The organism is Allopusillimonas ginsengisoli, from assembly GCF_004153455.1.
GTDB classification, from domain to species: domain Bacteria; phylum Pseudomonadota; class Gammaproteobacteria; order Burkholderiales; family Burkholderiaceae_B; genus Allopusillimonas; species Allopusillimonas ginsengisoli.
In genome coordinates, this window is record NZ_SDQE01000002.1 from 154414 (window position 1) to 175623 (window position 21210).

The 21210-nt window shown below is 57.4% G+C and carries 20 protein-coding genes; 13 read left to right on the plus strand and 7 right to left on the minus strand.

Annotation, left to right across the window (positions count from 1 at the left end; all coding sequences use genetic code 11):
* Position 1: 1 nt before the first annotated feature.
* On the minus strand, positions 2 to 1645 hold the full coding sequence (locus ERE07_RS05635; RefSeq protein WP_130007843.1) for a GMC family oxidoreductase: 1644 nt from the start codon (positions 1643 to 1645) through the stop codon (positions 2 to 4).
* Between the two features lie 122 nt (positions 1646 to 1767).
* Between ERE07_RS05635 and ERE07_RS05640 the strand changes: the two genes are divergently transcribed.
* Together ERE07_RS05640 and ERE07_RS05645 are read left to right on the plus strand one after the other, a co-directional pair.
* Positions 1768 to 2556 carry an IclR family transcriptional regulator gene (locus ERE07_RS05640; protein ID WP_245153482.1) on the plus strand — a complete coding sequence of 263 codons (789 nt, stop codon included), beginning with the start codon at positions 1768 to 1770 and terminating at the stop codon, positions 2554 to 2556.
* A gap of 147 nt (positions 2557 to 2703) precedes the next feature.
* Positions 2704 to 2886: a hypothetical protein gene (locus ERE07_RS05645; RefSeq protein ID WP_130007844.1), complete on the plus strand. Its 183-nt coding sequence runs from the start codon at positions 2704 to 2706 to the stop codon at positions 2884 to 2886.
* Between the two features lie 71 nt (positions 2887 to 2957).
* Here ERE07_RS05645 and ERE07_RS05650 read toward each other — a convergent pair whose 3' ends face one another.
* Complete coding sequence (locus tag ERE07_RS05650; RefSeq protein WP_130007845.1) at positions 2958 to 3773, minus strand: IclR family transcriptional regulator; 816 nt, start codon at positions 3771 to 3773, stop codon at positions 2958 to 2960.
* A 114-nt stretch (positions 3774 to 3887) separates the two neighbouring features.
* Between ERE07_RS05650 and ERE07_RS05655 the strand changes: the two genes are divergently transcribed.
* The 4 genes from ERE07_RS05655 to ERE07_RS05670 all read left to right on the plus strand — a co-directional run bounded on the left by ERE07_RS05655 (position 3888) and on the right by ERE07_RS05670 (position 7860).
* On the plus strand, positions 3888 to 5843 hold the full coding sequence (locus ERE07_RS05655; RefSeq protein WP_167670743.1) for a metallophosphoesterase family protein: 1956 nt from the start codon (positions 3888 to 3890) through the stop codon (positions 5841 to 5843).
* A gap of 1 nt (position 5844) precedes the next feature.
* Positions 5845 to 6801: a tripartite tricarboxylate transporter substrate binding protein gene (locus ERE07_RS05660; protein ID WP_130007847.1), complete on the plus strand. Its 957-nt coding sequence runs from the start codon at positions 5845 to 5847 to the stop codon at positions 6799 to 6801.
* Positions 6802 to 6940: 139 nt separating this feature from the next.
* Complete coding sequence (locus ERE07_RS05665) at positions 6941 to 7537, plus strand: 2-hydroxychromene-2-carboxylate isomerase (RefSeq protein WP_130007848.1); 597 nt, start codon at positions 6941 to 6943, stop codon at positions 7535 to 7537.
* A gap of 83 nt (positions 7538 to 7620) precedes the next feature.
* A complete protein-coding gene (locus ERE07_RS05670; RefSeq protein WP_130007849.1) occupies positions 7621 to 7860 on the plus strand; it encodes a hypothetical protein in 240 nt (79 codons plus the stop codon).
* Positions 7861 to 7864: 4 nt separating this feature from the next.
* On the opposite strand, the gene ERE07_RS05675 is transcribed toward ERE07_RS05670, so the two are convergent.
* Entirely contained in the window at positions 7865 to 8794 is a 930-nt protein-coding gene (locus ERE07_RS05675; RefSeq protein WP_130007850.1) for a LysR family transcriptional regulator, read from the minus strand.
* A 168-nt stretch (positions 8795 to 8962) separates the two neighbouring features.
* Between ERE07_RS05675 and ERE07_RS05680 the strand changes: the two genes are divergently transcribed.
* Complete coding sequence (locus ERE07_RS05680; RefSeq protein ID WP_130007851.1) at positions 8963 to 9928, plus strand: tripartite tricarboxylate transporter substrate binding protein; 966 nt, start codon at positions 8963 to 8965, stop codon at positions 9926 to 9928.
* A gap of 66 nt (positions 9929 to 9994) precedes the next feature.
* Positions 9995 to 11614 carry an N-acyl-D-amino-acid deacylase family protein gene (locus ERE07_RS05685; RefSeq protein WP_130007852.1) on the plus strand — a complete coding sequence of 540 codons (1620 nt, stop codon included), beginning with the start codon at positions 9995 to 9997 and terminating at the stop codon, positions 11612 to 11614.
* Positions 11615 to 11697: 83 nt separating this feature from the next.
* Here the strand turns inward: ERE07_RS05685 and ERE07_RS05690 are convergent, their stop codons facing one another.
* Positions 11698 to 12861 carry a DSD1 family PLP-dependent enzyme gene (locus tag ERE07_RS05690; RefSeq protein ID WP_280634361.1) on the minus strand — a complete coding sequence of 388 codons (1164 nt, stop codon included), beginning with the start codon at positions 12859 to 12861 and terminating at the stop codon, positions 11698 to 11700.
* A 132-nt stretch (positions 12862 to 12993) separates the two neighbouring features.
* Complete coding sequence (locus ERE07_RS05695; protein WP_130007853.1) at positions 12994 to 13593, minus strand: BPSL1445 family SYLF domain-containing lipoprotein; 600 nt, start codon at positions 13591 to 13593, stop codon at positions 12994 to 12996.
* A 160-nt stretch (positions 13594 to 13753) separates the two neighbouring features.
* Between ERE07_RS05695 and ERE07_RS05700 the strand changes: the two genes are divergently transcribed.
* The 5 genes from ERE07_RS05700 (at position 13754) to ERE07_RS05720 (ending at position 18561) form a co-directional block, all read left to right on the plus strand.
* Positions 13754 to 13984 carry a dodecin gene (locus tag ERE07_RS05700; RefSeq protein ID WP_130007854.1) on the plus strand — a complete coding sequence of 77 codons (231 nt, stop codon included), beginning with the start codon at positions 13754 to 13756 and terminating at the stop codon, positions 13982 to 13984.
* 89 nt (positions 13985 to 14073) lie between these two features.
* On the plus strand, positions 14074 to 15015 hold the full coding sequence (locus ERE07_RS05705; protein WP_130007855.1) for a hypothetical protein: 942 nt from the start codon (positions 14074 to 14076) through the stop codon (positions 15013 to 15015).
* A gap of 234 nt (positions 15016 to 15249) precedes the next feature.
* Positions 15250 to 15762 (plus strand): SixA phosphatase family protein, encoded by a 513-nt coding sequence (locus ERE07_RS05710; protein ID WP_130007856.1) that lies wholly within the window; start codon positions 15250 to 15252, stop codon positions 15760 to 15762.
* Between the two features lie 55 nt (positions 15763 to 15817).
* Complete coding sequence (gltS, locus tag ERE07_RS05715) at positions 15818 to 17008, plus strand: sodium/glutamate symporter (RefSeq protein ID WP_130007857.1); 1191 nt, start codon at positions 15818 to 15820, stop codon at positions 17006 to 17008.
* Between the two features lie 2 nt (positions 17009 to 17010).
* Positions 17011 to 18561, plus strand: a complete 1551-nt coding sequence (locus tag ERE07_RS05720; RefSeq protein WP_130007858.1) for a TAXI family TRAP transporter solute-binding subunit — start codon at positions 17011 to 17013, stop codon at positions 18559 to 18561.
* Here the strand turns inward: ERE07_RS05720 and ERE07_RS05725 are convergent.
* Together ERE07_RS05725 and ERE07_RS05730 are read right to left on the minus strand one after the other, a co-directional pair.
* Positions 18539 to 19531: a D-2-hydroxyacid dehydrogenase family protein gene (locus ERE07_RS05725; RefSeq protein ID WP_130007859.1), complete on the minus strand. Its 993-nt coding sequence runs from the start codon at positions 19529 to 19531 to the stop codon at positions 18539 to 18541. The two genes, ERE07_RS05720 and ERE07_RS05725, sit on opposite strands and share 23 nt — an antisense overlap.
* Positions 19532 to 19601: 70 nt before the next feature.
* Positions 19602 to 21071, minus strand: a complete 1470-nt coding sequence (locus tag ERE07_RS05730; protein WP_130007860.1) for a phytoene desaturase family protein — start codon at positions 21069 to 21071, stop codon at positions 19602 to 19604.
* Positions 21072 to 21210: the final 139 nt, after the last annotated feature.

Here is a 21210-nt window from a genome sequence, read left to right on the forward strand (position 1 = left end):
ATTATCGGCTGTGTTCAGCCTGTGTAAGCAACTGCCGCCTTTCCTCGCGTATGAGATCCGCTACCTTCTCTGCCATCATGATGACCGGTGCGTTGGTATTGCCGGAAACCAGTGTGGGCATCGACGAAGCGTCGATGACGCGAAGACCTTGCACGCCGCGTACTCGCATCTGCGCATCGAGTACTGCCATGGCGTCCCCCTCGGGACCCATGCGGCATGTTCCGCTGGGATGAAAAATCGTGGCGCCGGTGTCGCGTGAAAACGCCAGCAAGTCTTCATCGGTGTCTGCTTCGGGCCCAGGCTTGACCTCTCTTTTGATGTAAGGTCGCATGGCCTGGGAGCGAGCGATTTGTCTGGCCGCCCTGATCGCCGCAACAGTGGTGCGGCGATCAAGATCGGTAGCCAGGTAATTGGACTGAATTTCCGGTAAGGCCAGCGGGTTTGTGGATTTGATCCGCACATGGCCACGCGATTCGGGTCGCAGCTGACACACCGAGAGGGTGAATCCTGAATAGGGATGTACCTTGCCACCCGCCATGTCCGCCGACAATGTGGCGACATGGAATTGGATGTCGGGCCTGTCGGATTCGTCCGGCAAGGCCCGCATGAAACAACCACCTTGATTGATGCCTACGGCAAGTGGGCCCTGTCGGCGTGTTAGCCACTCCAAGCCCATGCACACCTTGCCCCGCATTGAATTGAGTGCATCATTGGTGGTAATGGGTTTGGAGCATTCGAACCCCAAACGAATCTGAAGATGATCCTGAAGATTTTCACCCACACCGGGCAGGTCCACGACCACGGGTATGCCATGCGCCTGCAAAAGACTGGCTGAGCCAATGCCCGACAGCTGCAGCAACTGAGGCGAGAAGATGGCCCCTGCCGATACCAGCACTTCGCCATCCTGCTTGATATAGGCGCTTTGCTTGCGGCCCCTCTGCAGATAGTTAACGCCCACCGCGCGGCAGCCATCCAGGATCAGTCCTGTTGCGCGCGCATTGCTGCATACGGTGAGATTGCTGCGCCCCCGCGCGGGGCGCAGATAACCGGTCGCGGTACTGCAGCGCAAGCCTTTGAATGTTGTCAACTGGTAATAGCCCACACCCTCCTGATCCAGACCATTGAAGTCCGGCGTGCGACGGATGCCAACTTCTTCCGCGCCATCCAGGAAGGCCTCAATAAGCTCATCTTTGTGCGCGATGTCAGAAACCTTGAGCGGCCCCTTGTCTCCATGATATTGCGAGGCCCCGCGTTCGTTGGACTCCGACTTGATGAAGTATGGCAGGACATCCTCGTAGCGCCAGCCCTCATTGCCCAGGGCAGCCCAATGATCGTAGTCCTGTCGCTGTCCGCGTATGTAGATGAGCCCATTGATTGCGCTGGATCCGCCCAATGTCTTGCCACGCGGCCAATAGATGCGGCGCCCATTCATATTGGGATCAGGATCGGTGTAAAGACACCAGTTGTATTTTTTGCTCCACATGGTTTTGCCATAACCAATAGGCAAGTGCAGCCAGATCGACGTATCGGGCGGCCCCGCCTCGAGCAACAGCACCTGCACGGAGGGATCTTCACTAAGACGCGAAGCCAGTACGCATCCAGCGGACCCTGCACCAATAACGATGTAATCGAAGCGCTTGGCCATGCGGTCGCCTCTCCTCTACGTGACAAGCGTGCAAAAAAATGGAACAATCTGTTCTGATATGGTATAGGTCAGGACGCAAGGTAACAAGCCGTAAACCGCTGGTTTCTTCCTAGGACTTTCCCGTGAATTCCGTTCCGAATTTCGAAGACGAGCACGCAAATACCGAAACCCACGGGGGCGCACCGGCCCGCGCGCTCCGTATCCTCGCCCTGGTTTCGGCGCATGGCGGCGCCATGACGCTGGCCGAAATTACCGAGGCGCTGGCCCTGCCCAAAGGCACCGCGCACCGGCTGTGCAGTCTGCTGGTATCCATGGGCTACCTGGCGCGCGATGTGGACGACCGCAGTTATGCGGTTGGCAAGGCTTTGCGGCGCCTCGCGCTCAACACCATGAAACACCGCTCGGTGCAAAGCCTGCGCCACGACATACTGGTGGAGCTGGTCAAGCAGGTGGGCGAAACCTGCAACTTCAACGCACTGGATGGAACGCAGGTGGTTTACCTTGACCGCGTTGAAGGCCAATGGCCGTTACGTCTCATTTTTGATGTGGGATCGCATGTTCCCCTGCATTGCACCGCCAGCGGGAAACTTTTGCTGGCGCATATGCCGGCCAGCGAATCCAGCCGTATTCTGCCCTATCTGCGCCTGGACGCCCGCACCCCAAGCACCATTACCTGTGTGATGGAACTGGAGCGCGAATGCCGGCAAATCCGCGAGCAGGATTACTCTACCGATCGTGAAGAGTTCATCGCAGGTATGGTCGCCGTTGCCGTACCGGTGCGCGACAGCCGAGGCGACGTACGGGCGGTTGTTGCCATGCACGCGCCCACGGCTCGCATGTCGCTCGACCGCGCGATTGAAATGCTGCCCTACCTGAACAAGGCTGCGCGGGATATGCAGGGTGTACTTTGACGCGCTCATCGATGCTCTGCCGGCGTGTCGTCGCCGCTGCATAGGGACGGCCTGGATCTGGATCTCGTAACAACTGCAACGTTTGAACAATGAAATTGTTGCTGTTTACGGCTATGCTTTACACCCGCTTTGACTTTGGAGTAACACATGATCGCCCGCAAAAACAAGGTTGTTGCTGCATTGGTTTCAGGAATGCTGGCGCTGATGCTGGTCGGCTGCCAAAAAGAAGGCCCTGCCGAAAAGGCAGGCAAGGAAATCGACAAGGCGATGAGTAGCGCCGGAGATCAGATCCAGGCGGCGGGAAACAAGATTGAGGGCGCGGTGAAGTAGCCTGCGTCTTGATACGCACGGAACACGTAAAAAAGGCGACGATTGTCGCCTTTTTGGTTTTCGCCGCTACGCTAAGGTTCGCCTACGCCCAGCCTTTGCTCTAGATTGCGGACAAGAAAACTCAAACGCGGGCCGAGTGTTTCGTTGACCCAGGCAAGGTCTGCGCCGGCTGCGGGCACTGTAATGTTGATTCCCAGCGGGCTCGCTCCGACGCGATAATTCACGGGGGCGGCAATCCCTATCAGATCGGATCGCCAGCTTCCGTAGCTGACGCAGAATCCTGCACGGGATATTTGCTCGAACGACTGATCCAACGAGCGCTTGCTGGCCTCGACTTCCTCTGGCGATTCGTCTGCCAATAATCCCAACAATCTGTGTCTTTCGGCCTCGCTGTGGCCGAACAACAAAGCATGCCCCATGGCGGTTCGCAATAACGGGCGAGTAGAGCCAATATCAGGCTTGGCCCCGTTATAGCCTTTGTCGTGAACTGTTTCGACGTAAACGACCTGAAGCCTGTCTCTCATCCCGATAGACACCGGCCCGCTGGCAAACTGCGACAACTCAACCAGATCATGCTCAGCCATCCAGCGAATCGACAGATTGGCAAGGAACGGATAGCTCAGCGAGAGCAAGGCAGGCCCCAGGCAATACTTTTGCGTCTTCTCATCACGCGAGAGATACCCCAGTGAAACCAAGGTGAAGGTCAGCCGCGACACGGTCGGCCTGGAAAACCCCAATGCATCCGCGATTTCCTTGTTTCCCAGTACTGGTGTTGATGCGGTGAAGCAGCGCAAGACATCGAATCCATGGGCGACGGTCGTTGCAAACTGGGGCATCTCGTTAAGTAACGAACGCGACTCAAATTCATAGCGGATGGGATCAACCATGTAAGGGGACCTTCTTTTAATAGCCTTGACAACCTATAGAGACTAGCCTATAAATCAATTCAACTATATTAACATCTATTCAATATAATGGAATTGCAAGGAGACAAGCTACACATGACCCCTCAAAACAAGGGCAAGTTTCTGTTTCGATTCGCCCTGGTTGCTGATTCGCATCTGAATCCTGTTGATGCCGCCAATACCTCTCCATGGCAAACCAATCACATGGCCAATCAACGCAACGAGGTTGTCGTTGACGCCATCAACCAGCTCGAACCCGCCTTCACCATCCATGTCGGTGACGTCGTGCATCCTCTGCCAACCACACCTCACTACGAGGGCGCCAGCGCTTATGCGCTGCAGCTATACAGTCGCCTGACCAAGCCGTTCTTCATCGCGCCAGGAAATCACGATATCGGAGACAAATGGCAGGCGGGTACGCCGGCCGCCTCCATCAGCAACCAAACCTGCGAAGAATACGAAACGCGGTTTGGCCTGCAGTGGCAGGCCTTCGAACATAACGATTGCTGCTTCATTATCCTGAATGCCTGCCTGCTAGGCTCGGGGCTGCCCCAAGAGCGCGTTCAATGGCTGTTTCTTGAAGACATGCTGGCTAAGAACAAATCCAAGCGAAAGTTCGTGTTCTCGCACTACCCTCCTTACATTACCGATCCAGCCGAGCCCGACAACTACGACAATATCGATTCGGCGCCACGGGCACGATTGCTCAAGCTGCTGGAGGATCATGACGTCGAAGCGCTGTTCGCCGGTCACGTGCACACGTTCTTTCTCAATAGGTTCGGAACAACCTGGTCCTATGCACTGCCTTCCTCGACTAACTTCAGGCAGGATTATGCGGAACTGTTCAAGGTCGAACCCGCCCAGGAGCTTGGCAGGAATGACTTGGGCAAGTTTGGTTTTTTTATTGTGGATGTTCATGAAAGCGGCCATGTGGCCCGCTTTGTCAGGACGCACGGTTCCACAAGCGCTGACGATGTAAACGGCATCGTCGCCCAGGTCGGCACCGACGTACGCAACGACTACCGACCTACCGTGGGCGTTGCTTTTACGCACGACTGGACATCGTCCACACGGCTGCCCTTCAATCCGCCTCTCGATACCTTTATGCGCAAGGAAGCCCGCAATGATTATTTCATTCTGAACTTGTGGGACTGCGCGATACGCACGGTGCGCATTCCAGCGCATGATGTACTGGAAGCCACTGCGCGAAATCGGGTTCGCATTCTAGCCGCACTAGGCCATCGCTTTACGATCTTTAATGTCAATGCGCCCTCCGACGCCTTGCTCGAAGCTTTGCAGGCGCTCGGAAATAGTGTTCAGGGCCTGGAGCTGATCTGCACGCGCGAACAGATGGGCGCGCCCCTTCCTGAAATGCTGTGCAAGGCTTCTTATCCCGTATTTTATGCGCCTATTTTCAGCGTTTCGGACAAGCTCGACGCTGCGGCCCCGTTTGATCACACCATGGCAAGCGGAATCACGATGGCGGATATGTGCCGCCTGCTTGACGACGAAGGCATGCAGGCTCGGTTAGGCCAGCATGCCGGCATTGTCGTTCGCATCGGCTACTCGGAACCGGTGCTGGAATCTCTTGAACAAATAGCCGGGTTTTCTCGATCGAACACTATTCCAGTGATGGTCCACGTAAAGCTATCGCCGGACGAGTCCTATGTGCTTAATGCCGACGATCACAGCCAGGCGGCTCGCGTAGCAGAAGCCTCGATCGGCGCGGCACTATACCCCGACATGGCGATCAGCCTGGATACGTTCATGGATGTTGATCGTGGGTATTTCACGCGACAGGGACTGGTGGACCGACGACACAATCCTCGGCAGGCAGGCGGTGCAGCACGCGACATTCACCAGCATCTGCAGGGTCGGGCAGGTTTGAGAATCCAGGCAATTGAACGCCTGGAGCACGCAACACGGATTGTTCTTGAATCGGAAGAAGGGCCGCTCGAACTGTCTGTTCGTTCCTCCGCAGCAAACCCCTGGAACCCCTTACACCCTGCTGTAGAGGTTGAAGTCGAGCATCATCACCCAATCGGAGCCTAGAATGTTAAAGAAAATCTTGATATGCGCATCAATCATGATTGCGCCGCAGATGCTTTATGCGGCCAGCTGGCCGGAACGGCCGATCCAGATGGTGGTTCAGTTTCCTGCCGGCACTACCACTGATGCCGTCGCTCGCGACCTTGCCTCGCGCCTTTCCGACAAATTGAATCAATCCGTGGTCGTTGTGAACAAGCCTGGCGCGGGTGGGGTTATCGGCGTCAACACGATCGCCACGTCCAAACCAGATGGCTACACGATCGGAACGGTTAACTTCCCCACGCTCGCGATCATTCCCCATCTCCAGGGCACGCCCTACGATCCGCTGACTGCATTCACCCATCTTGCGGTGGTCGGGCCGTACGATTACGGCATCTTCGTCAAGGCAGACGCGCCATGGAAAACACTGAACGAGCTTGTGGAGTATGTCAGGCAGCATCCCGACCAGTTTTCATATGGCACGTTGGCGCCTGGCACGACCAATCAATTGCTGATGGAGCGTTTGAGCAACGACCTGAAACTCGGCTGGAACTATATTCCCTATAAGGGCGACACGGAGTCTGTCGTTGAGTTGATGGCTGGGCGCATCATAGCCACCAACGCTTCCCCCACCACGATGCTTCCGCAAGTCACGGCAGGCAAAGTACGGATGCTGGCCTCTACCGGCCCCAAGCGCTGGGCGTCTCTGCCGGATGCGCCGACCTTGGCCGAAACAGGCCTTGTGAGCTATTCGCAGAATTCATTCTTGTCACTTGCTGCGCCGGCCGGCCTGGATAAGAATGTTCAAGCACAGCTGAGCAAGGCGCTTGAAGCGATACTCACCGATGACGCAGTTCGAAAAGAGTATGAACAGAAATTCGGCCAAGCAGTGGTCTATCAAAGCGGCGAGCAGTATGCCAAGGTCGTCAAGGACGAATACGCATTGTGGGCGCACACACTCGGCAATGCCGCAGGCAAGTAAACGGGGCGGGGCGACCCAGCGGGAGGGCGAGGCGCGCTGCGAGATACGAATTGCGCTACTCTTATGGCTTGCCAGCGCCACTTGAATGGCCGACAAGGCTCCGTGGCCCCCGACTGCATTCGTTTCTGAACTCGCGCAAATGAAAACAATCACTTATTTCTTTTCCCCGCAATCACCTTGGACATACTTCGGCCATGACCGGCTGGTGGCCATAGCCGAGAAACACGGCGCGGTTATTGATCCGCGTCCGTGCGCCCTGAATCAGGCGGTGTTTCCGGCATCGGGCGGCCTTCCGCTGAAGCAGCGCGCGCTGCAGCGCGTCAAGTATCGTCTGGTCGAGCTGGAGCGCTGGTCCAATCACCTGCGTATTCCGCTGCGCGTGAATCCCAAGCATTTTCCTGTAGACGAGACGTTGGCGTCCCTGATGATTACCCTGGCCGTCATGCGGGAAGGACACGAAGCGGGTGTGCGGCTGACTGGCGGCATGTTGAGGGCTGTCTGGGCGCAGGATCGCAATATTGCCGACAAAGACACGCTGATTGCGGTGAGCAAGGAATGCGGCCTGGATGGGGCATCGCTATACGCGGACCGCGAAGCCGCGCGTGAACAATTCGATCACTATACCCAGGATGCAATCGAACGCCAGGTGTTCGGTGCGCCGTGGTATATCTACAATCAAGAGCCCTTCTGGGGGCAGGACCGCCTGGAGTTTCTGGATCGGGCGCTGGCGGGCTAATAGCCCTTGCAGCGCGGCGAACGCTATCCCACATGGCCTTGACAGCAGGCATCTCGGTTAACTGATACGAGTAAACTGTCCGTATGGACAACACTTCTTCGAGCAACGCATCTGCGCCCAACTGGGCGGATGCGCCCGACGGCTGGGATTGGCTTGCCCAGGATGATGACGGCAAGTGGTTTTGGTATGCCGTAGAGCCCCAGCCCGGCATCGCTGGCGGCATCTGGCGGTCGCCGCGGCGTAAGCAACAGTTTGCCTTGCAGGGGCAGCCTAATCCTCGCTGGTATGAAACTTGTCAGCAAAGGCCTGCGGCGCAGACGTAAAGCCCTATCCACGAGCCTCACTGCGGGCGCCTCTCTCCATCTTGTCTACATGCGCCGTTGCCATTTTCACAAAGGCGCGTACCACTGGATTGTCTTCCGAAGCCCTCATGGCAAAAGACAAGGTGTAGCAAGCCTCTGCCTGAGGCGAGCTTACTTCTACATAATTAATACCGTCGATTTGAAAACGTCTGGTGGACTGGGGTACCAAAGCGATACCCATTCCACAGGCAACCATGGTGAGGATTGTGTGCAACTGACCCGAATCCTGAATGATCCTGGGAAAAAATCCGGCTTTCTGACATGCATCCAGCAATGCGGCGACAAAGCCTGGTCCCTCTATGGTGCTGAAGGTAAGAAATGACTCATTGGCAAGCGCCGACAACTGGACTCGTTGGCAAGCAGCCAATGAATGCGTAGCGGGCACCGCAAGCACCATCTTCTGCTGACAGAGCCGCGAGGTGTGTATACCGGTGAGATCGTGAAGAGGCGGCACAACAATCGCCAGGTCAACGTGCTGGCGGCGCAGCGCGTCCAGTTGATGAATGCTTGAATCGTTTGTCAGAATCAACCGCACCGTTGGATACTGCGCGCGAAACTGACGCAGAATCGGCGGAAGAAACTCCGTTGCAGCGCTGGGCACGAACGATAGCCGCAGCACTCCCGATTCTCCCACCGCGGCTTGGCGCGCGCTACGTACGGCCACCTCAGCCTGGGCCAACGCACGGCGGCTCTCTCGAAGAAATGCGACACCCGCAGCCGTAAGCCGCACGCGGTGACGATTTCTGTCGAAAAGCGTGACACCCACCTGCTCCTCTAGCGCCTGTATGGCCATGCTTAGAGGCGGCTGTGTCATGTGCAGCCGCTCGGCAGCACGCTGAAAGCTCAGTTCTTCTGCAACAGCGATGAATTGCTGCATCTTGCGATATTCGATCATGATTTCTTATATATTATTTATATATGTAGACCACATAAAATATATTGTACATATTTCCGTTCAGAGGCCAATATAGCTCTGCGGCTCCACACCATACTGATCCATCCGTTCCTGCCGGGCACAACTATTCAATATGAAAAGTGCCGGCTTTCTGTCGGAGACTAAAAAATGGCCTATCTCAAACACGGGATTTTTTTGTTGTTGTTTGCAGTGATGTCCACTGCCGTTGCGCAATCCCGCACTGCATTTCCTTCAAAACCCATAGAACTGGTCATTCCTTACCCGCCAGGCGGCCCCAACGATGTGATCGGGCGCATGCTTGGCGAACAGATGGCCAAAACCCTTGGCCAGTCAGTCGTCGTGAGGAATTTGCCAGGTGCAGGCGGCAACGTGGCGACCGCGTCAGTGTCACGTGCCAAGCCGGATGGATACACACTGCTCCTTCCCGCAATGGCGTACGCAGTCAACCCCTCCATTTTCAAAGACGTGAATTATCAATTTGAAGATTTTCAGCCGATCTCAATGATCGTACGAGGGCCTTTGGTACTTGTGGCGCACCCGTCCTTGGGATTCCGGACAGTCGACGACTTGATTGCAGCCGCCAAGGCGCAGCCTGGCAAGCTCGAGTATGCGAGCGGCGGTGTCGGTACATCGCTGCACTTGGCGGGGGAGTTGTTCAAGTCAACCGCCAATATTGATCTGCTGCACGTGCCTTATAAAGGCACGGGCGAATTAATGCCGGACCTGCTCGCAGGACGCGTCAGCGCATTGTTTTCGAGTCCTTTGACCGTACTTCAGCAAATCAAGCAAGGCAAGCTGATAGCGCTGGGAACAACCGGCGACAAGCCCATGGATGAGTGGGGCGGTCTACGTCCTATTTCCGAAACCGTACCGGGCTATGAGATGTTTGGCTGGTACAGCCTGATGGCACCGGCCGGCGTACCCCGTGAGGTGGTGCAAACACTCAACGCCGCGGTACAGGCAGCCCAGCGATCACCGGACTTCCTGGAGAAGATGGCAACGCTTGGCATGGAAACTGTGGAAACGAGTCCGGAAGAGGCGGAAACCTATATCAACGCGGAAATCGCCAAATGGGCGAGCGTGGTCGAACAGGCCCGCATCAGCGCGAATTGACCACAGCAATACGCTGCGCTTGCGCAGATGGGGCAGCTCAACACAATAGGATGGAGATAGATTGCAATGACGTATGACGTACTGATACAGGGTGGATTGATCGTGGACGGCACGGGAGAAGCCGCCTACAAGTCGGATATCGCCGTGTCCCAAGGGCAAATTGCCGAGATTGGTATGAACTTGAGTGCTACGCAGGCAAAGAAAGTGATCGACGCGAAAGGCCTTGTCGTTGCGCCTGGCTTTATCGACATCAAGACGCATTCGGATTTCACGCTGCCTATCAATCCGGATGCAACGAGCAAAGTACGGCAAGGCGTAACGACGGAAATAATCGGCCACTGCGGATTTTCCATCGCACCGGTACTGAAAGGCAAGGTAGACCTTTTGCGTGACTACCTCTCGCCGAGCGCCCCCTGGATCACCTATAAAGAAACCTCTTTCACAGACTACCTTGAGACCTTTCCCGCCGCGTCGGTGAATGCGGGCATGCTCGTCGGTCATAACACCTTGCGGCTCATGGCCATGGGCATGGATCAACGTGAACCAACCGATGCCGAACTGCAACACATGAAGGCCATGCTCGAGGAAGGACTGAAAGCCGGCGCGCTCGGGCTGTCGTCTGGTTTGTTCACCTCTCCTGGATCGTATGCTGATGCAACCGAAATGCACGCATTGGGCCACGTCTTGAAACAGCATAACGCAACTTACTTCACGCATATCAGGGATGAATCGAACGGTGTCCTGGATGCGGTCAAGGAAGCGATTGAGTTTGCGGAAGCTTGTGACGTTCCGGTGGAGATTGTGCACTTCAAATGCTCAGGCATGGACAACTGGGGCAAAGCCCGAACAGCACTCGAAATGATCGCCGCTGCCAATGCGCGCGGTCTAACGATAACTTGCGACTCGCATCCCTACACCGCAGGCAGCAATCCTCTCAAGAACCTGATGCCCCAATGGGTGCAAGCGGGTGGCGTGGATGCCATGCTTGAGCGCCTTGCGCTTCCGTCCACTCGAAAGACAATCCGAGAGGATATCGCGCGTGATGGGCTCAACAACTGGGGGCGTATCGCGTCGTGGGATTGCGTTCAGATTTCCATATCTCCCCATCTGCCGCAGTTTGCGGGGCGCACTATACAAAGCCTGGCCGATGAGCGCGGCTTGGATCCGATTGACCTGATATGCGACTACATCATCGAAGACAAGGGCGCCACCCGAGTCTTGGTTATCTCCATTTCTGAAGACGATATACAGCAGATTGTGGCAACGTCGTCAGTGCTCGTGGGATCAGATGGTAACTGCGTTGCGCACTGTGGGGTCACCGGACAAGGCATGCCGCATCCCCGCTTTTATGGCACCTTTCCGCGTATCCTGTCCCGATATGTACGCGAACGCAAGGCGCTCTCGCTGGAAACCGCCGTCCGCAAAATGACCGGCGCCACAGCTCAAGCGCTGCGGCTAAGGGACCGGGGCCTGCTCAAGCTAGGCTACGCGGCGGACATCACGCTTTTCGATCCAGATGACTTTGATGATCAGGCGACATACGACGATCCCCACCGCTATCCCACGGGGGATCGCACAACCGTGTTGGTTAATGGGGTTCTGGTCGTTGAAAACGCTGAACATACTGGCGCGCGGCCAGGAACTCAGCTGCGGCGAGATGCCTCGGGAAGCGTGGCCGGAATATAGACAACGGGGCAAACAAATACCGGGGCGGTTATACCAGGCATGCGTCGCTCGCTATGCCTGCCCGCCCGGCGCCACAAGCCTGCTCAGCGGCTCATTCCCCGCGCGCTGATCGGCCACACCGCCTCGACATACCCGTTCCGTATGCCGACCACGTAGTCGTGCAAATTGAATGTTGGGTCGCAATGGCCGGGAATCAGCCTGATCTTGGCGCCCAGCTCGGGGGCGGCTACGCCATTTTCAATATCCAGAATACTGTGCTCGTCGTTTACTGAAACACAGCGCACGCCTGGAAACCCCACGACCTGCGGCATTCCGCTTTCCGCTGTCGTGGATTTAAGGCCGACGTCGAGCACTGCGCGGTCGGGGGTTGGCCGGCTCATGACGGTTGTCAGCAGAAACAAGCTATGTTGAAACTTGGTCGCAGCCTCCCAATCGATGCCACCGTAATCAGCATCCATGAAAGCATAAGTGCCCGCCTGAATCTCGGTGAACACATCGCTGGTCACATCCAGCATTGCAGAACCGGTGCCGCCGCCAGTCACTACCGGACAAGCGATGCCGGCATGCGCCAGCGCGTCCAGATGCCTGCGTATCAGCGCGACGGCTTCCTTCCATGCGCCGCGACGTTCATCCAGCCCGCGCGTATGCTGCAATCCACCGTGATAGGCCTGTATCCCCGCAAAGTGCACCTGCGGCAAGGCCTGCAGTTGTTGCGCCAATGCGATAAGTTCTTCTGGGGCCTGCACACCGCAGCGGCTCTGGCCCACATCAACCTCGACCAGCACACCCATGCTGGTCTGATGCTTTACCAAGGCGGATGACAATGCCTGGGCCGCTTGCGCATGGTCTACGCATACGGTGATGCTGCCATGTCTGGCCAAGCGCGCCAGCAGGTCGAGCTTGTCGTTGCCGACGACTTCGTTGCTCAGATGGATATCGCGTATGCCCGCCGCGAGAAAAGGAACGATCTCGCTGACTTTCTGGCAACAGACGCCAATGGCTCCCCGAGCGAGCTGGCGCAGGGAAATTTCGGGGCAGCGATGCGCTTTCGCGTGCGGCCGCAGCGCAACGCCATGGCGATCCACCAAGCCCTGCATCGCTTCTAGGTTGTCTTCGAAGGCAGTGAGATCAAGCACGAGTGCAGGGGTGTCGACATCGGAAAGCGGATCGCCTGGCCGAGCGATCGGGGGTATCTGCCATCCGTTAGCCACGCTATTCCCGTCTATGTTCAGTGCGCCTTCGTTCACGGCCGAGTCTCCTTGTGCTAGTGTCTATCAGACCCACGCAAAGATAGGCAGCGAATGCGCTGCCTATCCACTACACAGGCCTGCGCCCAGGGCCTATGCGCCTGGGTCAGCCGATTTTCGCACAAGTAAGGACTACTGGTCTGCCTCGAGCCTGGTGATCTTCGTGCCTTCCAACGACACGCCAGCCATCAGGCCTGCATTGGTCATCACAAAGGCCACCACAGGCTCGCGGAAGGTATTTGCATCTATCGTGCCGTTGGCGCCGATATTCGCAACAGCGACCGTCGCATTGGCGCCCACTGTCCATCCATTGCTGTTCCGGAACTCATCAAGCGCGTCCTGCGTCATGAACAGAATGACAATTGCCTTGGATTGCGCGCCCGCCTGGAAACCAATGGAGCCGCTCGACGTGGAATAGTAGCCTTGCTTCTGACCATTCACCCTGAGCACACCATCGCCATGTTCAGCACCGACGACAAATCCACCACTCAGCACTCTGGGGAAGATCAGCACGCCTTTGGCCTTGGAAACCGCGGAACGCGCATCGGGCGAGGCCTGATACAGGCGGTTCAGGGCGTCATCGGCCCGGCTGTCGACATCAGCCCGTCTTTCGGCCACGGTTTGCTGCCCTTGAGGAAACGTAGTGGTGCAGGCCGAAAACGCGAGGCTGGCCACACCAACGGCCAGCGCGACAGCCAGCTTTCCAGAAATGGGATTTTTTTGTTTGGACATAGTGCTCTCCAGAGGGGACATAGGACGATGTTGTTGTGCCCGACGAACTAGCAAGTTTCGGGCCCAGCCCTTTTTCATATCCCCCGCGGCTCGCTGCAATGTGCGCTGCCAGGCCTGGAACTTGCTCACAGCACTGTTTCAATTCACAAGGAGAATCCCTATGACAAGCGATCACGTTTACAAGCAAATTGAACTGGTGGGATCGTCCGCTGTTTCCACCGATGATGCCATTTCGCAAGCCATCCTGCGTGCGTCCGCGACCTTGCGTAATCTGGAGTGGTTCGAAGTCACGCAGGTGCGTGGCCATATCAAGGACGGCAAGGTTGCCCATTGGCAAGTTGGCCTCAAGATCGGAATGCGCCTGGAAGCAGGTGACGCGACAGACCAGTAACACGCCATATAGCGGCTCGGGAACGGTATTTGCTTTCACCGACATCAGCCGGCCTCAGGAAGATCGGCAACCAACCATCGGGAGCGAAAATGATTCAAAATGACACCCTGGCCGCGACGCCTCCGGCCTATGACAGCAACTTGCGGCCAGACGCAAGCTTCACAAGCGGCGTATCCTGGGCCGCAATTTTCGCTGGCGCAGCCGCCGCCGCAGCGTTATCGCTCATTTTGCTGATGCTCGGGATGGGTCTTGGGTTTTCGGCTATCTCCCCATGGAGCCAGGAAGGCGTCGGCGCCACGACATTCACCATTTCAACTGCCATCTGGCTAGCGTTTACCCAGATTCTGGCGTCGGCGTTGGGCGGCTATCTGGCGGGCCGCCTGCGCGTCAAATGGAGATCCATTCACGATGACGAAGTGTATTTTCGTGACACTGCCCACGGAATGATGAGCTGGGCCGTTGCAACACTGGTGACCGCGGCATTTCTAGGCTCGGCCCTAAGCGGATTGATCGGCTCGAGTGCGCAAATCGCCGGCAAAGCGACCTCGGGCGCCGTTGCAACCGCCGTCCAAGGTGTCACAACCAGCGCAGCACAAGATACCAGCAATCCCATGGATTACTTTGTTGATGCGCTGTTTCGCTCGGACCAGCCTGCACCCGACACAGTGAATCCAGAACGCAGCCACGGGGAAGCGTCAACGATACTGCTGCGCAGCCTGAGCCAAGGTGAACTTGACGCGTCTGACAAAACCTATCTGGCTGGCTTGATCGCGCGTCAAACCGGTATCAGCCAGACAGACGCAGAGCAGCGTATCGACACGCTGTACAAACAGGCGCAAGAGCAAGCTGCAGCTTTGGAAAACAAGGCCAAAGAAGCGGCCGACGCAGCGCGCAAGGCGGCCGCCACCGCCGCGTTGTGGATGTTCGTATCGTTGCTGTGCGGTGCATTCTTCGCAAGCCTGGCTGCCATCTGGGGCGGACGCCGCCGCGATATGGCGGCCATCGATGACGCTTATCCCCTCAACACCTGACTACTGCTGAAGGACTTTCAAAAATGAGATCAATCCTGCTTTACTTGCTTGGCATTCCTATTCCCATCATCATTCTTTTAGCGTTGTTCTGGCATTGAGTGGCAGGGGGCTGCCGTTATCCAGGCGGCCCCTGGCTTCTGTGTGACGATGGCGGGGCCGGCGTAATGCCCTATCATATGGTCATCGGACCACGTCCATCTCATTCAACCCACACACGACCCAGGACCCTACCCCATGCTTCGCCTGATCCTGCTTCGCCACGCCAAAGCCGACTATCCCCCCGGAATCACTGACCACGACCGCGCGCTGACGCCTCGTGGACACCGACAGGCCGAAGCCATCGGAAAGTACATGGCAAGCCACGATCTGAAACCCGACCTGGCTCTGGTCTCGACTGCACGGCGCGCGCAACAAACCTGGGCGCTCGCCCTCCCTGCTTTTGGCGCACCTGTTCCGCACCAGAATGAAGGCCGCATCTATGAGGCTACGGTTTCCCAACTGCTGGATGTCATCTTTGACACGAACGACAGCACCCACACATTGCTTATGGTCGGCCACAACCCTGGCTTTGAGCGATTGGCCAGCTATCTCGCCGGCGCCGGTGATGCGCAAGCCGCCGCGCGCCTTCAGCGTGAGTACCCAACCGCCGGGCTGGCTGTCATAGATTTCGATGCACACAGCTGGCGTGACGTCAGCGAAGGCACCGGCCACCTGGAACGTTTTGAAACGCTGGCCACGCTGCCGTAGATTTAGCTTCTGTCATACACTTCTGAATTCTTCAACTTGAGCAATTCACACAAGCATGAGTTTTGACCCGCTTGGATCGCTTCTGGCCGCCATTGGCATGCTGCTGATTGGCACGGTCGTCAATCGCAAAATCGGTTTTCTATCTCGTTACAATATCCCCGACCCGATCACGGGCGGGTTGATCTTTGCCATCATCGCATCGCTGCTGCTGGCAACTGCCGACTTCAGAATTTCGTTCGACCAAACCATCAAGCCTACTTTTCTGCTGATGTTCTTCAGCGGGATCGGGCTGTGTGCAGACTTGCGGCAACTCAAACGCGGCGGCAAGGCACTATTGATATTCCTGCTCGTGCTGCTGCCCTTCATTGTGGTGCAGAACACCGTCGGGGTGGGCGTGGCCCGGCTGCTGGACCTGCATCCAATCTTTGGCCTGGTCGCTGGTTCCATCACGCTGGTGGGCGGGCACGGTACCGGCGCAGCATATGCGGACCGTTTCGCGGAGATCAACAATTTGCAGATGGTCATGGACCTGAGCATGACGATTGCCACGGTTGGCCTGATTGTCGGGGGGTTGATTGGTGGCCCTATCGCACAGCTTCTCATCAATCGCCACAAACTGCGGTCGTCCGCAGAGGCATCCGCAGCATCTCATGAATTTGCCGAGACACCAGCGCCTATCAGCACAACCGCCGTGCTCGGCACACTCGCGGGGATTTTTGCCGCCCTCCTTGCTGGGCAATGGCTTGCCGACCAATTCTCAGGCAGTGCCATTACGATTCCCGCATTTCTGTGGTGCATGCTGATAGGCATCGCGCTTCGCAATCTACTACCCTTTGCAGGGCTGCGCTTTGATGATCGGGCAGCCGACCTGATCGCCAATGTCTGTCTCTCGCTGTTTCTGGTCATGACCATGATGACGCTGAATCTGGTGGAGGTGGCGCTTTCTGCCGGGCCGTTCATGGTCATTATTCTGGTTCAGATCGCGGCGTCGTTCCTGTATGTCGTATTCGTCTGCTTTCGCTTCATGGGCAAGGATTACGAAGCGGCCGTCACATCGGCCGCCTTTATCGGGTTCAATATGGGCTCAACCGCCACCGCAATGGCGAACATGCAGGCGATTACCGCCAAGCACGGGCCCGCGCCAACCAGCTATCTGATTGTGCCGTTGGCTGGCGCATTCTTTGTAGACATCATGAACGCCTTCGTGCTAACAGGCATGCTGGCCCTGCCTTTCATCGGAGGTTGACGATGAGAGTATTTATTTCCTGCTTGTTTCTCGTATTGCTTGTAGGCTGCAGCTATGGTCCTGATGTCGACACGGTTCGTGCCGATGTGGGCCAACGGCTGGAGCTGGCGCTGCCTGGCGATGTCGTCGAGCTTGCAGGCCTGGAGCGGCGCGGCTCGCAGGCGGACACCAAAGCGCCGGCAGGCGAAAAGCGACGCATCGTCTACTTTGATGCAACGCTGCGCCTTACGCGCGACATCGACTTCGGCGCCTGGAACGCGCCAGGCGTATCAGGGTTGGTTTCCGCGCTGGGCGCGGGCCCTAAGGGCATCGAAGGAATTACATCTGGCGGCAATAAAGCCAATGACCTCATCCGCGCGCATGGCACTGTTCTCTATAGACAAGAAGCCGATAAATGGGTTGCTGTGCTGCCCGCTGGGTACCAGCCTCCTGTCGCACCGGGCGTTGTCCCTGCATCGCCTGAACGAACTGGCGCGATGCTTGCGGCCCTGCGCAAGGTTGTCGACGCGTTTCCCAGGGACACCTCTCCAGAGCAGCATGCCGCGATCGAAGAGGAGCTTGCTGCCGCACAGGCGAGCATTCGTGCGCGACTGGCAAGGGTGTCGGATGGCTATGCCATCGCAGCAGGGGCAGAGCATGGCCAATACCTGCGTGTCGCGCGGGCCCTGTTCAGTGGCCGCGGCTCACGGGCGGTTCCGTTGATAACGCGAGGCGGCGAAGAAAATCTCAGGCTCCTGCGGTCCGGCAAGGTGTCGCTGGCCCTGGCACAAGGCGACGCCGCGCTGGATGCCTATGAGGGAACCGGGGCATTCAAGGGGCAAGGGCCCTACATCGCGCTGCGCGGCGTAACCAGCCTGTATCCGGAACCTATCCACGTACTGGTTCGCGCCACAGACTCGCTGAACAAGATGGCCGACCTGAAAGGCAAGCGTGTGGCGATCGGCGAAATAGGCTCGGCCTCGCGCACCACCGCGCTCAGGGTACTTTGGGCGCATGGGATAGCGCTCGAAGACATACAGCCGCAGGAGTTCAGCATCAGCGGCGCATTGCTTGCGCTGCAGAAAAACCAGACAGATGCGGTGATTCAAGTGATTGGAACACCCGCGGACAGCGTGCGCGACTCGCTCACCGACATGCCCTTGCGCTTGCTGCCGCTGTCAGAAGCTGCGGTATCCCGTCTGGTTGACGCCAGGCAAGGCTATTTTGCATATAGCATCGCTCAGGGTACGTATCCTGGTCAGAAACAGGATGTACCCACGATTGCTACCGCCGCCCTCTTGCTCACAGACACCGCATTCTCGGACGCAGAGCTCGCCTCGCTGACGCGCCGCATTTTCGAGAAGGGGCATGACTACCCGTCCTTGGGCAGCGCTCAGGGTGCGCAGATTTCTTTAGCGACCGCGACAATGGGGCTTTCGATTCCCATGCATGCGGCAGCAGCCAAAGCGCTGGAACGATTGGCGCCAGCCCGTGAACACACAGAAGAAGGCGAGAATGGACCACCCAACACCGACAGGGTGAGCGCCTCGCCTACCGTGCAGTTGATGGATTGAGGACATCCGGATTCTTGAGCGGTGGCACGCCACCCTCAAGAAAGGTCAGAATGTTTTGCGCGCTTTCCTGCAGAAAGTGCGCAAGCGCATTCGAGACCACATAGCCAAGATGCGGCGCCAGGATTACATTGGGCAGCATGCGCAACGGATGGTCTTCAGGCAGTGGCTCAATGTCGTAGACATCCAGACCGGCCATGATCTGGCCAGCTTTCAGCACATCGATCAAGGCCGCCTCGTCGACCAGTGGTCCACGAGACGTGTTGATGAAGATCGCGCCCTTTTTCATGGCGGACAGCGCAACCCGGTCAATAACATGCCGGGTGCGGTCCGACAGCGTCAGATGCACAGACACTACATCAGCATCCGCAAACAACTCATGCTTTTCAACGCGACGTACGCCTTTTTCGCGTGCGGCGTCGGCCGTAAGGTTCTGGCTCCAGGCAACCACATCCATGCCCAGCGCCAGTCCAACGCGCGCAACATAGGTACCGAGTTTACCCAGACCGACCACGCCCAGACGCCTGCCCTCGAGCTGCATGCCCATAGGCAGGCCTTCCTGCCATTGTCCACCGCGCATATTGGCGTGTGCCTGCGGTAACGCTCGCGCGCAGGCAAACATGAGCCCGAGCGCCAGCTCCGCAGCCGCATGGGACGGCGAAGAACCGGTGTAGGACACCCATACTCCACGCCTGGTGCAGGCATCCAGATCCAGCGTGCTGGTGCGCCCGCCAGTCATGGAAATGAGCTTTAGATTGGGTAAGCGATCCAGCACACGGGCCGGCAGCGCCGTGCGCTCGCGCATCAACGAAATAATCGTAAAAGGCTGAAGCTGCTCAACGAGATCGTCTTCGCTTTTCCAGGGCTGGCTGAATACGGTGATATCAGCGGAGGACCGGATATTGCTCCAGTCGGTCAAGTCGAAAGCGTTGTTCTGGTAGTCGTCAAGAATGGCAACGGCGGGTCGAGACATCAGCGTATCCTGTGTAGTTGGCCTTATCGTATGTATACCTCTTTTCAAGCAATGCTATGCGCGGTTCTGCTCAAAAAGCACTCTCTTTTTCCTTGATGATCGCGTTGGCTGCGTGCAGCCCTGACAACATGGCGGTGGGTACGCCATAGCCCGGGTACGTCGTCTGCCCGGCAAGATACAGGCCGGGAATGCCGGTGCGGCGGGGAAAGTAATCCGTGGGTTTTGCGGCGGGAGACAATCCATACAACGCGCCTTCGTACAGATTCAGCTTATGCGCGTAGTCGGTTGGCGTGAGCATCCGCTGGCAGATTATGCGTCCGGATAACTGGTCCTGCAATACCGAAATGTATCGCTGCGCGACCTCCCACGCCTGCTCTGTGCTGAGCTGCGCAGCAGCCGCTCCCAAAGGCGCGGGTACAAACATCTCGACCACGGAGCAGCCTTCCGGCGCCAAGCCAGGCAGGACACTGGTCGGGTTTGTGTAGCTAAACCAGCGCACAGCGTGTTTGGCTGGTATATGAAAGCGGTACTGCTCATCCAGCAGCGGGACATGATTAACGGCAAAGGCCTCCACCGAGCACGACTGTCCCCTCTCTATACCCAACTGGACGGAGATGGCCCGGTGCGAAAGCGGTGCGCGTTGCTGCCGGCGCCGCAGTGTGGACGGCACAAGATCTGGATCCAACATGTGTTTAACGACATCAACAGCAGAGTTGGTCGCAATCACGGCGGAAGCCGCAAGCACGGAGCCATCAGCGAGCAATACCCCCTGAAGCCGGCCATGCCGGAACATGATGCGCTCTACCCTGGCATTGAGCCGGACGTCAACACCGTTGCTTTCCAGCTTGCGGCAAATGGCCTGCGGAATGCTGCCCATGCCGCCCTCGGGCAGGAAAAACCCTTCGTCCAGCAAGGCCAGAAGGCCTACGATCTGGGTGGCAGGCGTCTTCTGCGGCGCCAGGCCTGTATACAGCGTAATAGCCCCTACTGCGGCGCGCACCTCGATATCTGAGAACTGCTTCTCCAGCACACGCGAAACGCTACCCGACAGCCTGGGCAGATAGCGCCACAGCTGCATGAGCGTTCTGGACAGGGAAAAATCGTAAGGCAACACCTGATCGACGAGGCGCCGGTAAACAGGCCGCCAAGCCTGATATAAGCGATGGAGCTCGGCCCGGTACTGCGCGGTTCTGACCGCGGCGTTATCACCCTCGACCCACGACTCTTCCACGGTTGTGGTGAACACTCGGGTTCCGCTATCCATAATGCTGACTTGCGGCACAGCAATTGGACGCATCGCAACGCACGCATCCAGATCCATATCCAGCAACCGGAAAGCGCGACGCAGCAGAGAGGGTGTTGCGCCGTACACAGCGCCATTGTTGAAACGGAAACCATCGGCGTCTTGGGTTGAGCAGCAACCGCCGACGTGGCCGCCTGCCTCGAGAACGGCCACCGGATACCCTTTATTGCTCAGGCGCACCGCCGCCGAAAGCCCGGACAGGCCTGCACCAATAACGATAATGGGGGCTGTCTTCATGCTGGATCCCGATAAAAGATGTGTGGCGATTCCTGAAGATAATGGAAAGCCTTTAGCGTAACAGGACGAATTGTTTTCAAGGCTATCCGAATCGCGTTAATCTGTGTCCCTGACATTACGCTTATTTCAACAACAATTC